11 protein-coding genes are annotated in these 14,244 nt (G+C 74.8%); 9 read left to right on the top strand and 2 right to left on the bottom strand.

All coding sequences use genetic code 11. From position 1 onward, the window contains the following. The first annotated feature begins 104 nt into the window (after positions 1–104). The 5 genes from ICW24_RS06965 (at position 105) to ICW24_RS06945 (ending at position 7,812) form a co-directional block, all read left to right on the top strand. Positions 105–683 (top strand): DUF3000 domain-containing protein, encoded by a 579-nt coding sequence (locus ICW24_RS06965; RefSeq protein WP_226344994.1) that lies wholly within the window; start codon positions 105–107, stop codon positions 681–683. A gap of 9 nt (positions 684–692) precedes the next feature. Next, the gene (locus ICW24_RS06960; protein ID WP_226344993.1) at positions 693–2,249 is read left to right on the top strand and encodes an HRDC domain-containing protein; all 1,557 of its coding nucleotides are present in this window, start codon (positions 693–695) and stop codon (positions 2,247–2,249) included. Between the two features lie 222 nt (positions 2,250–2,471). After that, positions 2,472–3,743: a thiolase family protein gene (locus ICW24_RS06955; RefSeq protein WP_226344992.1), complete on the top strand. Its 1,272-nt coding sequence runs from the start codon at positions 2,472–2,474 to the stop codon at positions 3,741–3,743. After that, positions 3,740–5,890, top strand: a complete 2,151-nt coding sequence (locus ICW24_RS06950; RefSeq protein ID WP_226344991.1) for a 3-hydroxyacyl-CoA dehydrogenase NAD-binding domain-containing protein — start codon at positions 3,740–3,742, stop codon at positions 5,888–5,890. Before ICW24_RS06955 ends, ICW24_RS06950 begins: the two co-directional genes overlap by 4 nt. 392 nt (positions 5,891–6,282) lie before the next feature. Further along, the gene (locus ICW24_RS06945) at positions 6,283–7,812 is read left to right on the top strand and encodes a helix-turn-helix domain-containing protein (RefSeq protein WP_226344990.1); all 1,530 of its coding nucleotides are present in this window, start codon (positions 6,283–6,285) and stop codon (positions 7,810–7,812) included. Between the two features lie 131 nt (positions 7,813–7,943). Here ICW24_RS06945 and ICW24_RS06940 read toward each other — a convergent pair whose 3' ends face one another. After that, the gene (locus tag ICW24_RS06940) at positions 7,944–8,606 is read right to left on the bottom strand and encodes a histidine phosphatase family protein (RefSeq protein WP_226344989.1); all 663 of its coding nucleotides are present in this window, start codon (positions 8,604–8,606) and stop codon (positions 7,944–7,946) included. 163 nt (positions 8,607–8,769) lie between these two features. Here ICW24_RS06940 and ICW24_RS06935 point away from each other — a divergent pair, with 163 nt between their 5' ends. Genes ICW24_RS06935 through ICW24_RS06920 form a run of 4 tightly spaced genes read left to right on the top strand, consistent with a single transcriptional unit; the run spans position 8,770 to position 13,002 of the window. Further along, positions 8,770–9,762: a glucosyl-3-phosphoglycerate synthase gene (locus ICW24_RS06935; RefSeq protein ID WP_226344988.1), complete on the top strand. Its 993-nt coding sequence runs from the start codon at positions 8,770–8,772 to the stop codon at positions 9,760–9,762. Then, the gene (locus ICW24_RS06930) at positions 9,759–10,907 is read left to right on the top strand and encodes a glycosyltransferase (RefSeq protein ID WP_226344987.1); all 1,149 of its coding nucleotides are present in this window, start codon (positions 9,759–9,761) and stop codon (positions 10,905–10,907) included. Before ICW24_RS06935 ends, ICW24_RS06930 begins: the two co-directional genes overlap by 4 nt. Then, positions 10,904–11,911: a Gfo/Idh/MocA family protein gene (locus tag ICW24_RS19670; RefSeq protein ID WP_226344986.1), complete on the top strand. Its 1,008-nt coding sequence runs from the start codon at positions 10,904–10,906 to the stop codon at positions 11,909–11,911. Before ICW24_RS06930 ends, ICW24_RS19670 begins: the two co-directional genes overlap by 4 nt. Beyond that, positions 11,908–13,002, top strand: a complete 1,095-nt coding sequence (locus tag ICW24_RS06920) for a zinc-binding dehydrogenase (protein WP_226344985.1) — start codon at positions 11,908–11,910, stop codon at positions 13,000–13,002. Before ICW24_RS19670 ends, ICW24_RS06920 begins: the two co-directional genes overlap by 4 nt. Positions 13,003–13,071: 69 nt before the next feature. On the opposite strand, the gene ICW24_RS06915 is transcribed toward ICW24_RS06920, so the two are convergent. Next, entirely contained in the window at positions 13,072–14,184 is a 1,113-nt protein-coding gene (locus ICW24_RS06915; RefSeq protein WP_307781306.1) for an alpha/beta fold hydrolase, read from the bottom strand. Positions 14,185–14,244: the final 60 nt, after the last annotated feature.

Raw genomic sequence — 14,244 nt, 5'->3', positions numbered from 1 at the left:
CGCGCCGCCCGGCCTCGCCCGCGCCGGGCCGGCGAGGGCGTCGGCGTCCCGCCCGCCCGGCGTGGTGCCGGGGGGCGAGAGTGGCGGCGGCATACATTCTGCGGGTGAACAGCCGTCGCGCGTCCGCCGCGCCGCCCGCGTTCGTGGCGGCGGCGCAAGCCCTGCGCGACCTGAGGTTGCGCCCCGAGGTGGCCCTCGAGGAGATCCCCGCCCCCCAGCGCATCGCACCCCACTCGCTCGCGCTCAGCGCGGAGGTGGTCTCCGCCGCCGGCGCGGACCCGAGCGCGAACGGCCGCTTCGTCCTCCTGCACGACCCGTCGGCGCCGGAGGCGTGGGAGAGCACGTGGCGCGTCGTCACCTTCGCGTCCGCCGAGCTCGAGGCCGAGCTCGCCTCGGATCCGCTGCTCGGGGAGGTCGGCTGGTCCTGGCTCACGGACGCCCTCGGGGTGCACGGCGCCGAGCACCGCGCGCTCGGCGGCACGGTCACCCGCGTGGTGTCCGAGAGCTTCGGCGCGCTGTCCGACCGCGAACCCGCCGTCGAGATGGAGGTGCGGGCGAGTTGGTCGCCCGTCGACGACGACATCACCGGGCACCTGCACACGTGGGCCGAGCTGCTGTGCACCGTCGCCGGGCTGCCGCCCCTGCCCGCCGGGGTCAGCGCCATGCCCGCGCGCCGGCGATAGACTCCCGGGATGCCCACGCCCAGCGCGGACCACCGCGCCGACGCCGACCGCCCCCGTTCGTCGGGGCGCTCGGAGGGCTCCGTGGACGCGGTCGCGGCCGGCGCCCCCGAGGCCGCCGGGGCCCCCTCGGCCACGGCGGGTCCGTTCCGTCCCCGCCGCCGGTTCGCCGGACGCCCCGCCGGTGCCCCCGATGCCGCGGCCGCCGGCTCCGCCGCCCAGTCCGCCGTCGCACCCGATGCCCCGGGCCCGACCGACGACGACGCCGCGGCCGTCAGCCACGCCGCCACCCCGGCGGAGCCCGGCGCGGCCACCGCTGCCGAGTCGCCGGCCGCCCCTTCAGCGGAGGCGCCGGAGCCGCTGCCGCTGCTCGGCCGGCCCCGCGACCCCCTGGCCCCGGTGGTCGAGGACGAGCGGCGGCTCGTCGAGGCGGCCCGGGCGCTCGCGGAGGGTCACGGGCCGCTCGCGATCGACGCCGAACGCGCGTCCGGCTATCGCTACGGGCAGCGCGCCTACCTCGTGCAGGTCCGGCGCGAGGGCGCGGGCACGTGGCTCGTCGACCCGATGGCCTGCACCGACCTGTCCCCCATCGGCGAGGCCGTCCGCGACGTCGAGTGGGTCATCCACGCCGCGACGCAGGACCTGCAGTGCCTGGCCGAGGTGGGCCTGTCGCCCACCTCGCTCTTCGACACCGAGCTCGGGGCCCGGCTCGCCGGGCTCCCGCGGGCCGGCCTCGGCGCCGTCGTCGAGCACTACCTCGGCGTGCGCCTCGCGAAGGAGCATTCGGCCGTCGACTGGTCGACGCGTCCGCTGCCCGAGCCGTGGCTGCTCTACGCCGCGCTCGACGTCGAGCTCCTCGCGGAGCTGCGGGAGGCCATGGCGGCCGACCTCGCCGCCCAGGGCAAGGAGGAATGGGCGCGCCAGGAGTTCGCGCACCTCGTGGGCTTCACGGGCCCGGCCGTCCGCACCGACCCGTGGCGCCGCACGTCGGGCCTGCACCGGGTCCGCGGGCGGCGCCCGCTCGCCGTGGTCCGCGAGCTGTGGCAGACCCGGGACGACCTGGCCCGCCGGCGCGACGTCGCCCCGGGTCGGCTCCTGCCCGACGCCGTCCTCCTCCAGGTCGCTCTCGCCGGCCCCGCCACCGGTGCCGACCTCGCCGCGGCGACGTCGCACCGCAGCATCCGGCGCTCGCAGGACGTCTGGCTCGCCGCCGTCGCCCGCGCCCAGGCCCTGCCCGAGAAGGACCTGCCCGCCGCCACCCTCCCCTCCGACGCGCCGCCACCGCCGCGCACGTGGGCCGACCGGGATCCCGTCGCCCACGCCCGTCTGCAGGACGTGCGCGCGGGGCTCACCGCGTTCTCGGAGCAGCGGAACGTGCCGCTCGAGAACCTCCTCACCCCCGACACGTTGCGCCGCGTCGTCTGGTCCGACCTGGGCGACGCCGGCGGCGACCTCGAGGCGGCCGAGGAGGTCGCGGCGCGGGCCCTGGCCGCCCGGGGCGCCCGCCCGTGGCAGGTCGACATCGCCGCCCCGCTGCTCGCGCAGGCCGCGCTCGCCCACCGCGGCTGACCGCGGCCCGCCCCCAGAGCAGGGCCGTCCGGGGACGCTCCGGCGGCGGAGGTGCCCGAGGCGACCCGACGGGCCGCTCCCCCTTCGCGCGCGCATCATGTGGTCAGGGCCACGTGCCCGCCGGGAGGAAGCGGCCCGCCCACCTCCCTACCGCCCGGTAACGTGAGGGACGACCACGGTCGCGCATCCGGCGACGACGCAGGAGCTCAGAGGAGATCACCCGTGAACCGACCACGCCGTGAAGTCGTCTTCGTCGACGGTGTCCGCACACCGTTCGGCAAGGCGGGCGAGATGGGCATGTACGCCCAGACCCGGGCCGACGACCTCGTCGTCGCCTGCATCCGCGAGCTCGTGCGCCGCAATCCGTCGCTGCCCGTGGAGGAGGTCGGCGACGTCGCCATCGCGGCGACGACCCAGACCGGCGACCAGGGTCTGACGATCGGCCGCCTCGCCTCGCTGCTCGCCGGCCTGCCGAACACCGTGCCCGGCTACGCCATCGACCGCATGTGCGCCGGCGCCCTGACCGCCGTGACGACGACGGCCGGGGCGATCTCGTTCGGCGCGATGGACGTCGCCATCGCTGGCGGGGTCGAGCACATGGGCCGCCATCCGATGGGCGAGGGCATCGACCCCAACCCGCGGATCATCGCCGAGAAGATCGTCGACCCGTCCGCGCTCGTCATGGGCTCGACGGCCGAGAACCTTCACGACCGCTACCCGAGCCTCACCAAGGAGCGCAGCGACCGGTTCGCGGTCGCGAGCCAACAGAAGGTGGCGGCCGCCTACGAGGCCGGCGACATCCAGCCCGACCTCGTGCCCGTGGCCACGCGCCACGCCGAGCTGGGCTACGGCCTGGCCACCGCGGACGAGCCGCCGCGCCCGGGCGCGACGATGGAGGGCCTGGCCGACCTGCGGACCCCGTTCCGCCCGCACGGCAAGGTCACCGCCGGCAACAGCGCCGGCCTCAACGACGGCGCCACCGCTTGCCTGCTCGCCTCGGAGGAGGCGGCCGCGCGCCTGGGCCTGCCGGCGAAGATGCGGCTCGTCGCGTTCTCGTTCGCCGGCGTCGAGCCCGAGGTCATGGGTTACGGCCCGGTCCCCGCGGCCGAGAAGGCCCTCGCCCAGGCCGGGTTGAGCATCGACGACATCGGCCTGTTCGAGCTCAACGAGGCGTTCGCGGTGCAGGTGCTCGCCTTCCTCGAGCACTTCGGGATCCCCGACGACTCCCCCAAGGTCAACCCGTACGGCGGCGCCATCGCCGTCGGGCACCCGCTCGCCGCCTCCGGGGTCCGCCTCATGACGCAGCTCGCGCGCCAGTTCGAGCAACAGCCCGAGGTGCGCTACGGCATGACCGCCATGTGCATCGGCATCGGCATGGGCGCGGCCGTCATCTGGGAGAACCCGCACCACGCCGACTACCGCAGTGACATCGGCGCCGACGGCACCTCCACCCAGACCGACGCACCGTCCGAGAACGAGGAGGTCACCCGATGACCACGCCCGCCGGCTCCCTGAGCGAGTCCTTCACCGACGAGGTCGTCACCCACGCGCTCGTCCGCGACGTCGCGCTGCCCGGCGGCGCGGGCACGATGGCCCTGATCACCCTCGACAACGGCCACGACCACACGAAGCCGAACACGTTCGGACCGGCCGGCCTGACCGAGCTGGCGGCGCGCGTGCGCGAACTCGCCGCCCGCGCCGAGGCCGGCGAGATCGTCGCCGTGGGTGTGACGGGCAAGCCGTTCATCTTCGCCGTGGGCGCCGATCTCACGGGGGTCCCCCGCATCGACACCCGCGACAAGGCGCGCGAGGTGGCCCGACTCGGTCACGAGGTGTTCTCGGCCCTGTCCGACCTGCCCGTCCCGACCTTCGCGTTCGTCAACGGGGCCGCGATGGGCGGCGGCGTCGAGGCCGCCCTGTCGTGCACGTACCGGACGATCAGCTCCGGCGTGCCCGCGCTGGCGCTGCCCGAGACGTTCCTCGGCCTCGTGCCGGGCTGGGGCGGCTGCTGGATGCTGCCGAACCTCGTGGGGCCGGAGAGGGCACTCACCGTCATCGTCGACAACCCGCTCGAGCAGAACCGCATGCTCGCGGGCCCGAAGGCGTTCGAGCTCGGCATCGCCGACGCGATGTTCGAGCCGGCCGATTTCCTCGCCGAGTCCATCCGGTGGGCCGCGCGCGTGCTCTCGGGCGAGGTCACGGTGGAGCGCACGCAGGCCGGGGACGGGCCGGGCCGCGACGAGGCCTCCTGGGAGGCCGCCGTCGACGCCGCCCGCGGACGCGTCCTCGCCCGCACCGGCGGAAAGGCGCTCGCGCCCCTGCGCGCCCTCGAGCTCGTCTCGGCCGCCCGCACCTCGAGCCGCGAGCAGGCCTACGCCGCGGAGGACGAGGCGCTGGCCGACCTCCTCATGAGCGACGAGCTCCGCGCGGGCCTCTATTCCTTCGACCTCGTGCAGAAGCGGGCCAAGCGACCCGCCGGCGCGCCCGACAAGGGCCTCGCCCGCCCGGTCACGAAGGTCGGCATCGTCGGGGCGGGGCTCATGGCCGCGCAGCTCGCGCTGCTGTTCGTGCGCCGGCTCGAGGTGCCCGTCGTCATGACCGACGTCGACTCGCAGCGCGTCGAGAAGGGCCTGTCGTACGTCCACGCCGAGATCGACAAGCTCGTCGCCAAGGGCCGCGTCAGCGACGACGCGGCGACGCGGATGCGCGGCCTGCTCACCGGCGACGTCGACAAGGCGGGCTTCGCCGACGCGGAGTTCGTCCTCGAGGCGGTCTTCGAGGAGATGTCGGTGAAGAAGGAGGTGTTCGCGCAGGTGGAGGCCGTGGTCTCCCCCGAGTGCATCCTCGCGACGAACACGTCGTCCCTGTCGATCACGCAGATGGCGGCCGACCTCGCCCACCCGGAGCGGGTCGTCGGCTTCCACTTCTTCAACCCGGTGGCGGTCATGCCGCTGCTCGAGATCATCCGCGGCGGGGCCACCGACGACGCGACGCTCGCGACGGCGTTCGAGGTGGGCAAGAAGCTGCGCAAGACCCGGATCCTCGTCAACGACAGCCCCAGCTTCGTCGTCAACCGGCTGCTCGGCCGCTTCATGTCCGACGTGGGCCGCATCGTCGACGCCGGCACGCCGATCGAGGTCGCGGACGCCGCGTTCTCCGGCATCACGCCGATGCCGCCGTTCCACCTCGCGGGGCTGGTGGGTCCGGCGATCGCGCTGCACAACAACGAGACCCTCGCGGCCGCCTTCCCCGACCGGTTCACGGTCTCGGAGAACGCGCGCCGCGTCGTGGCGGCCGGCAAGCGCGGCTACTACACGCCCGGGCCCGACGGCACCCCGGTCCTCGACCCCGAGGTCCTCGACCTGTTCGAGGCGCCCGAGAAGCCCGTCGAGCTCAGCGCCGAGCAGGTCCGCGAGCAGGTGCTCGAAGGGTTGGCGCAGGAGGCGCGGATCATGCTCGACGAGGGGGTCGTCGCGGCGCCGATGGATCTCGACCTCGCGATGATCACCGGCGCCGGCTTCCCGTTCTTCAACGGGGGGCTCACGCCGCTGCTCGACCGCAGCGGCATCGCCGAACGGGCCACGGGCGGCCGATTCCTGCCGCGGGGCGCCGCCTCCGTCCCGGAGGGCCCGACGACCTGATCGCCGCGGCGGCCGGGTCGGGCGACACGCCGATCCTGCCGGCCACTCGCGGCGGCCGTCCTCCCCGCTGACACGGGCGGCGTCCACCCCGGTGTGGACGCCGCCCGTGGCGTGTCGCGGACCCGGTCGAGGCCGCCTCCGACCCTCCTGCGACACACCCCTGTGCAAGGGTGAATCCTGTTGCGGCATAACAAGATCAACTCGCCGAGCCCGGCGCGCGATTGGGCCGGGGCGAACCGGCGTGGCAAACTGGGTCGAACGTCCGACCTGGTCCGATCCGGCGACCACCACCGTGGGTGGCCCGCCGCACGGCGGGCGAGCCGTCCGAACGCGGGACACGCGAGGGCCCTCCTGGGGCCGTCGTATCTCACATATGAGTTAGGGTTTGGTGCATGAGTGACGACTACCTCTCGCGCATCGGGACCCTCATCCGCGAAGCGAGAAAGCATGAGGGCATGACTCAGAACGATCTGGCCGAGCTGCTCGGCACGAGTCAGAGCGCCATCGCGCGCATCGAGCAGGGGCGGCAGAACCTGAGCCTCGACATGCTCTCCCGCATCGGCGACAAGCTGAACTCCCAGCTCGTGTCGCTGGGATCGTCGGGCCCGCAGCACCTGCGGATCGAGGGCGGGCGCAGCCTGTCCGGCTCGATCGACGTCAAGACGAGCAAGAACGCGGCCGTCGCGCTGCTGTGCGCCTCGCTGCTCAACCGCGGCCGCACCACGCTGCGCAGCCTCGCCCGCATCGAGGAGGTCAACCGCATCCTCGAGGTCCTCTCGAGCATCGGGGTCAAGACGCGCTGGCTGCCCGACAGCAGCGACCTCGAGATCATCCCGCCGGCGCGGCTCGACCTCGCCGGGATGGACGTGGAGGCGGCCCGCCGCACGCGCACGGTCATCATGTTCTTCGGCCCGCTGCTGCACGACTACCTCGACTTCCAGCTGCCGTACGCCGGCGGCTGCGACCTGGGGTCGCGGACGATCGAGCCCCACATGACGGCGCTGCGCCACTTCGGGCTCACGGTCGAGGCGACGAACGGGTTCTACGAGGCCCGGGTCCAGAACCAGGACACCGCGACGCACACCATCGTGCTCACCGAGCGCGGCGACACCGTGACGGAGAACGCGCTCCTCGCCGCCGCCCGCCACCCGGGCCGCACGGTCATCCGCAACGCGAGCCCCAACTACATGGTCCAGGACCTGTGCTTCTTCCTCGAGAAGCTCGGCGTGCGCATCGAGGGCATCGGGTCGACGACCCTCACCGTCGACGGCGTGACCGAGATCGACGTCGACGTCGACTACAGCCCGTCCGAGGACCCGATCGAGGCGATGAGCCTGCTCGCCGCCGCGGTCGTGACGAAGTCCGAGATCACGATCCGCCGCGTCCCCATCGAGTTCATGGAGATCGAGCTCGCCCTGCTCACCGAGATGGGCATGAAGTACGACCTCAGCGACGAATACCCGTCGGCCAATGGACTGACGCGGCTCGTCGACCTCACGACGATCCCCGGGCCGCTCAAGGCGCCGATCGACAAGATCCACCCGATGCCGTTCCCCGGCCTCAACATCGACAACCTCCCGTTCTTCGCGCTCATCGCCGCGTGCGCGGAGGGTCGGACGATGATCCACGACTGGGTCTACGAGAACCGGGCGATCTACCTGACGGAGCTGACGAAGGTCGGCGCCAAGGTGCAGCTGCTCGACCCGCACCGCGTCCTCATCGACGGCCCCACGCGCTGGCGCGCCGCCGAGGTCATCTGCCCGCCGGCGCTGCGCCCCGGTGTGGTCGTGCTCATCGCGATGCTCGCCGCGCCCGGCACGTCGGTGCTGCGCAACGTGTACGTCATCAACCGCGGCTACGAGGACCTCGCGCAGCGGCTCAACGCGCTCGGCGCGACCGTCGAGACGTTCCGCGACATCTGACGGCGCGCCCCACCGCGCGCACACCACGAGGCGCCACCCCGCACGGGGTGGCGCCTCGCCGTTTCGGGGGGTCCAGGGGGTTCAGGGGGTTCAGGGGGTTCAGGGGGTTCAGGGGGTTCAGGGGCAGCGGATCACAACGGCGCGTCGGCGTTGTCGGTGGGTCGGAGGGCGTGCGCGGTGGAGCCGGCGTTGTAGTCGACGATCTGCCACCCGCGCGCCTCGTGCTCGGCGAGCACGGTCCACGCGCAGTTGCCCATGCCCGCGAACATGTCCCGCAGGTGCGGCGGGGCGTCGAAGAAGCCCAGGAGGCCGCTGGTTAGCGCCGCGCCGTGGCCGACGAGGACGCCGACCCGCCCCGGCGGCAGCGCCTGGGTCGCGTCCCGGATCACGTCGCCCACCCGCCGCGCGACCTGCCCGACCTCCTCGGCGCCCGGCACGTGGAAGTGGGGGTCGCCGAAGAAGCGGCGGTGCACCTCCGGGTGGGCCGCCCGGAACTCCTCGAACGTGTACCCGGCGCGCAGGCCCACGTCGTACTCCCGCAGGCGGGGATCGGTGACGACCGGCAGCCCGGTGAGCCGGGCCAGCGCGTCGGCGGTGTCCCGGGCCCGCGTCAGGTCCGAGGACCAGACGAGGGCGGGGTCGAGGGCGGCCAGGTGCGGCGCGGCGTCGGCGGCCTGGGCGACCCCCACCTCGTCCATGGGGACGTCACGCTGGCCCTGAGCCCGGTTCTCGACGTTCCAGGCCGTGCGGCCGTGCCGCCACAGGACGACGCGGCGCGGGCTCGTGGGGGTCATCTCGCTCCTGTTCGGGGTGGTGGGCCCGGCGGGACCCGGTCGGCGTCCGGGTGCGGGGGTTCGACGCGCGTGGTGCCGAAGACATTGTTACGTTGACGCCCCCGGCGGTCATCACGACCCCGGCCAGGCCGATCCGCCTGATCCGTGAGACGGAGGTCGCACCATGCATCCCGACGTCAGCGCGTGGCTCAGCCAGCGCTCTTACGACGCACAGCAATTCGACGCCGTCTCCCTCGCGGCGGCCAAGGCGGGCCGCGCCGTGAGCGTCGTGTTGCCGGCGCGCAACGAACAGGACACGGTCGGCGCGATCGTCGCGGCGATCGCCGGCACGCTGCGCGACGAGATCGGCCTCGTCGACGAGATCCTCGTCGTCGACTCGAACTCCACCGACGCCACCGTCGAGGTGGCCCGGGCCGCCGGGGCCCGCGTCGTGGCCCAGGGCGACGTCCTGCCGCAGCTCGGCGACGTGCCCGGCAAGGGCGAGGCCCTGTGGAAGTCCCTGGCCGCGACGAGCGGCGACGTCCTCGTCTTCGTCGACGCCGACCTGCGCAACTTCGATCCGGTCTTCGTCGTCGGGCTGCTCGGCCCCGTGCTGGCCCACGGCGTGCACTTCTCCAAGGGGTGCTACGACCGGCCCCTGACGAACGGGGCGACGGTGCTGCCCGCCGGGGGCGGCCGGGTCACCGAACTCGTCGCCCGGCCGCTGCTCAACGCCCACTGGCCCTGCCTCGCCGGGTTCGTCCAGCCCCTGGCCGGCGAGTACGCCGCGACCCGCGAGTGCCTCGAGTCGGTCCCGTTCGTCTCGGGCTACGGCGTCGAGATCGGGCTGCTCGTCGACCTCCTCGACCGGTACGGCCTCGACGCGCTGGCCCAGGTCGACCTCGGCGTGCGAGAGCACCGCAACTCCCCCGACGACCAGCTGGCCCGCATGGCGATGCAGATCCAGCTCACGGCGCACGAACGCCTCGCGCGGCAGGGGCGGATCGTCGCGACCGAACAGCCGTCGCACGAGATGACCCAGTTCGTCCGCGGGACCGCGGGCTACGTCGCCCGCACCAGCGACGTCGGCTTCGGCGAGCGGCCCCGGATGCTCGACGTCCCCGCCTACCTCGAGCGCCCGCGCCCGCGCCCGGAGCCGATGTCGAGGTCGCGATGACGCTGCGGGTCCTCGTCGACGCCGGGCCGTGGCTGCCCGTCCCGCCGATCGGGTACGGCGGGATCGAGACCGTCGTCGCGACCCTCGTGCCGGAGCTGCGCCGCGCCGGGGCCCACGTGACGCTGGCCACCGTCGGCGAGCCGGGTCTCGAGGTCGACGACGTCATCCGGGTCGTCGACGCGCCACGCTTCGCCGACATCGCGCGCCCGTACAACCAGGTTTCCGGCATCGCCCACGCCCACATGCACGGCGTCGCCGCCGCCCTGCGGTCCGGGCGCTACGACGTCGTCCACGACCATCTCGAGGTCGTCGGCGTGGCCACGCTCGCGGCGATGGGGACCGACGCCCCGCCGACGCTGCAGACCCTGCACTGGGACATGCGCAAGCACGCCGACTTCTACTCGCGCTTCGACGGGCGCGGGCGGGTCGCGTTCGCGGCGGTGTCGCAGTCCCAGCTCGACCGTGCCCCCGAGGCCATCCGTGCCCAGACGCTCGGTGTCGTCCCGCTCGCGGTGCCCGCTCCGCCCGTCCTCGGGCCGGAGGTCGAGTCGACGATCGAGCAGGGGGCCCACGCGCTGCTCCTCGCCCGCATCACCGCCGACAAGGGCCAGGACATCGCGGCGCGCGCCTGCGTCGCCGCCGGGGTCCCGCTCGTGCTCGCGGGGCCGGTGGCGGGGGTGGGCGACCCCGAGGAGCTCGGCGCGCGCATCGCGGCCGGCGACGAGGCCTTGCTGGGCCACCCCGACGTCCAGTACTTCCGCGAGCGTGTGGAGCCGCTCCTCGACGGGCGCGCCGTGCGCTGGGCCGGCGGGGTGGCGGGCCTGGAGAAGGAACGCCTCCTGCGGGGCGCCGTGGCCCTCCTCGCGACCAACCGGTGGGCCGAGCCGGGCGCGACCGGCGTCGTCGAGGCCCTGGTGCGCGGGATCCCCGTCGTCGCCACCCCCCTCGGGGTCCTGCCCTCCCTCGTCACCGACGGCGTGACGGGCTTCCTGCGCGAGGACGAGGCCGGGATCGCCGAGGCGCTGCACCGGGTCGGTGAGATCTCCCCGGCGGCGTGCCGCGATTCGGCCCGGCCCTGGAAGCCGGAGAGGATGGCGGCGGACTACCTGTCCCTGTACTACGAGCTGCTTAGGAGGAACCCGTGACGAGGATCGCCCTCATCGGCGCCGGCGGCGTGGCCCAGCGCCACGCCCGCGTCCTGTCGGACCTGCCCGACGTGTCGATCGCGGCGGTCGCCGACGTGTCGCTGCCGGCGGCCACCGCCCTGGCCGACACGGTCGGTGCCCGCGCGTTCGACGACGTCGAGGCGGCCCTCGACGACGGGCCCGTGGACGCCGCCTACGTGTGCGTCCCCCCGTTCGCGCACGGCGCCCCCGAGGAGGCCGTCCTCGCGCGGCGGCTGCCCCTGTTCGTCGAGAAGCCCGTGGGCCTCGACCTCGACACCCTCGACCGCCTGGAGTCGCTCGTCGAGGAGGCCGGCGTCGTCACCGGGACGGGGTACCACTGGCGGTGCCTGGACCACCTCGCGGTGGCGCGCGAGCTGTTCGCGACGAGCCGCCCCCTGCTCGCGCACGGCTACTGGCTCGACAAGAGGCCGCCGGTCACGTGGTGGCAGCGGCGTGACCGGTCGGGCGGGCAGGTCGTCGAGCAGCTCGCCCACGTCCTCGACCTCGCGCGGTCGCTGTTCGGCGAGGCCGTCGAGGTACACGCGTTCGGCGCGCGTCTCGCGGACGAGGACCGTCGACCCGGGACGTTGCCCGAGGGCGTGACCGGGACGGACGTCGACGACGCGACGGGCGGCGTCGTCCGGTTCGCCTCCGGCACCGTCCTCACGATCGGGGCCTCCTGCGCGCTGTCCCGGAAGTTCGGGGCCGGGCTCGACGTCGTCGCCGCCGGCGCCCACGTGAGCATCGGCGAGGAGGGCCTCGTCCTCGACCGCGGTACCGGCGAGCCCGAGCGGCACGAGCGGGGGGCCGACCCGCGGGTGGCGGTCGACGAGAACTTCGTCGCCGCCGTCCGCGGCGAGATCCCCGCCGCGATCGCCCCGTGGGCCGATGCGGCGAGCAGCCACCGGCTGGCGATGGCGCTGGCCGATAGCGCGGCGGCCGACAAGCCCGTCGTGCCCCGGCGGTCGGGGACGAGCGCGTGAGGCGCCGCAACCTCACGGTCGCCGCGCCCGGGCAGCTGCGCATCGTCGAGGGGGACCTGCCCGCGGTCCCCGACGGCGGCCTGCTCCTCGAGGCGGTCGCCTCGGGGCTGTCCGCCGGGACGGAGCTGACGTTCCTCAAGGGCGACAATCCGGCTCTGCACGCCCGCCTCGACCCCGAGCTCGGTCTCTTCGTACCCGACCCCGGCGCCGAGCCGGACTTCGCCTACCCCGTGACCCGGCTCGGCTACATGGAGGTCGCGCGCGTGCTCGAGTCGGCGACCCCCGCCTTCGCCGTCGGCGACCTCGTGGCCACCCCGTTCGGTCACGCGACCCACCACGTCAGCGACCCCGTGCGCGAGCACGTCGTCCCCCTCCCCGACGGACTCGACCCGCTGCTCGGGGTGTACGTCGCGCACCTCGGCCCGATCTGCGCCAACGGCCTGCTCCACGCGGCGTGGGACGCGGCCGGCGGCAGCGCCGACGACCTGGGCCGCGGGGTCGCCGGCCGGCTCGTCGTCGTCACCGGCGCCGGCCCGATCGGCCTGCTCGTGGCACTGCTCGCGCGGCGACACGGCGCGGCCGAGGTGGTCGTCGTCGACGCCGACGACCGGCGGCTGTCCGTCGCGCGCCGACTCGGCTTCGCCGCGCTCGACCTGGGCGAGGATCCCGGAGCCGTGCTGAAGACACGGTGGCGGCACGGCCCCGGCGACCACGGCGCCGACGTCGTCTTCCAGTGCCGCGGCCGGTCTGCCGCGCTGCACGAGGCCCTGCGCTGCCTGCGCCCGCAGGGCAGCGTCGTCGACCTCGCCTTCTACACCGGCGGCGCCGACGACCTGCGCCTCGGCGAGGAGTTCCACCACAACGGCCTGCGGATGGTGTCCGCGCAGATCGGGCGGGTCCCCCGCGGGCTCGCCCACGCCTGGGACCGGCGCCGGCTGTCGCTGGAGACCCTCGACCTGCTCGAGGCGGAGGGCGCGGCCGTCCGCGAACACCTCGTCACCGACGTCGTGCCGTTCGAGGAGGCTCCCGACCTCATGCGCGCCGTCGCCGCGCGTGAACGCCACGTGCTGACGGCCGTCTTCACGTTCTGACGCGGGCGCCCGCCGGGTGGCCTTTCGAGCACCCGGTGGGTCGCGCCCGGCGGGCGGCGTCGGACGCGCTCAGCCGACCAGGGCGGCGTCGATCGCGTCGACGACGACGGTCACGGCGGCGTCGTCGAGGATGACGCCGTAGTGGTTGACCCCCTCCGCCCCGGTCACCTCCACGGCCTCCGGCAGCGCGAGGGCCGCGATCCGGTCGGCGTCGTACAGGCCGACGGCCTCGTCCATCAGCCCCCGCTCGGCCCAGACGAACCGGAGCGGCACTCCCTCGGCGAGCGCGCGGCGGCCGGCGCCCAGGACCTCGGGGTCCGCGAGGATCGCTCGGCCGTCGGCGCGGATGACGTCGGCGACGCACGAGCTGACGTAGTCGCCCTGCGCCGTCGGGACGAGGTCCGAGAGCAGGTAGGTGCGCACCGCCCCGGCGTGCGCCCCGCGCAGCAGCGGGCCCACCGCGGGGTGGGCGGCCCAGAAGTCGAGGTAGGCCGCCGGCGTCGGGAACCGCATCGACAGGCGCTGCATCGCCGGGCCGATGACGGCGGTGAGGGCCGCGTCGATGTCGAGGCCGGCGGGGGCGGGGAAGGCGAAGCCGCCGTCGACGAGCACTGCGCCCCGCAGCCGGGAGGGGTACGTCGCGGCCGCGAGCGCGGTGACGAACCCGCCCATCGAGTGCCCGACGAGCACGCAACGGTCGTCGACCTCGCCGGCCTCGCCGTGGGCGTCCCCCGTGTCGGCGGTGTCGGCGGCGGCTCGGGCGTCGCCGGCCTCACCGCGAGCGGCGTCGAGGACCGCGGCGAGGTCGGCGACGTGGGCGTCGATTCCGGCCGGTCGCGTCGTGCCCCGCGACATGGCGCGCCCGCGCAGGTCGGGGGCCCAGACCCGGACGCGCTCCCCGTGGCGACGGGCCAGCTCCGCCCCGACGACGCTCCACGCGGCACCGTTGGCGGTGATGCCGTGGACGAGGAGCACGAGCGGGGCGTCGGCGGCCGCGCCGGGGTTGAGGTCGCGGACGGCGACGAACCCGCCCTCGACCGGGACGCGGCGCACGCCGCGGCCCTCGGTGTCGGCCGGCTCGGTGTCGGCGGGCTCGGTGTCGGGGAGCTCGGTGTCGGCGGGCTCGGCCGTGGGGCCGGTCGAGGGGCCGGTCGAAAGGTCGGGGCCGGTGGGCTCGGTCACGGCGTCTCCTGCGGGTCGGGTGGGGTCGGCGGTGCGACGGCCGGGGCGGGTCGGGCGGGC

Origin of the sequence: Agilicoccus flavus, from assembly GCF_014857905.1 — a bacterium.
In the GTDB taxonomy this organism is placed as follows: domain Bacteria; phylum Actinomycetota; class Actinomycetes; order Actinomycetales; family Dermatophilaceae; genus Agilicoccus; species Agilicoccus flavus.
This window is presented reverse-complemented; position numbering and strand designations above follow the sequence as displayed.

Bases quoted from the DNA above. Each gene is read 5' to 3' on its own strand.
- ICW24_RS06960 (WP_226344993.1), top strand. From the start codon at position 693: ATGCCCACGCCCAGCGCGGACCACCGCGCCGACGCCGACCGCCCCCGT.
- ICW24_RS06950 (WP_226344991.1), top strand. From the start codon at position 3,740: ATGACCACGCCCGCCGGCTCCCTGAGCGAGTCCTTCACCGACGAGGTC.
- ICW24_RS06945 (WP_226344990.1), top strand. From the start codon at position 6,283: ATGAGTGACGACTACCTCTCGCGCATCGGGACCCTCATCCGCGAAGCG.
- ICW24_RS06940 (WP_226344989.1), bottom strand. From the start codon at position 8,606: ATGACCCCCACGAGCCCGCGCCGCGTCGTCCTGTGGCGGCACGGCCGC.
- ICW24_RS06935 (WP_226344988.1), top strand. From the start codon at position 8,770: ATGCATCCCGACGTCAGCGCGTGGCTCAGCCAGCGCTCTTACGACGCA.
- ICW24_RS06930 (WP_226344987.1), top strand. From the start codon at position 9,759: ATGACGCTGCGGGTCCTCGTCGACGCCGGGCCGTGGCTGCCCGTCCCG.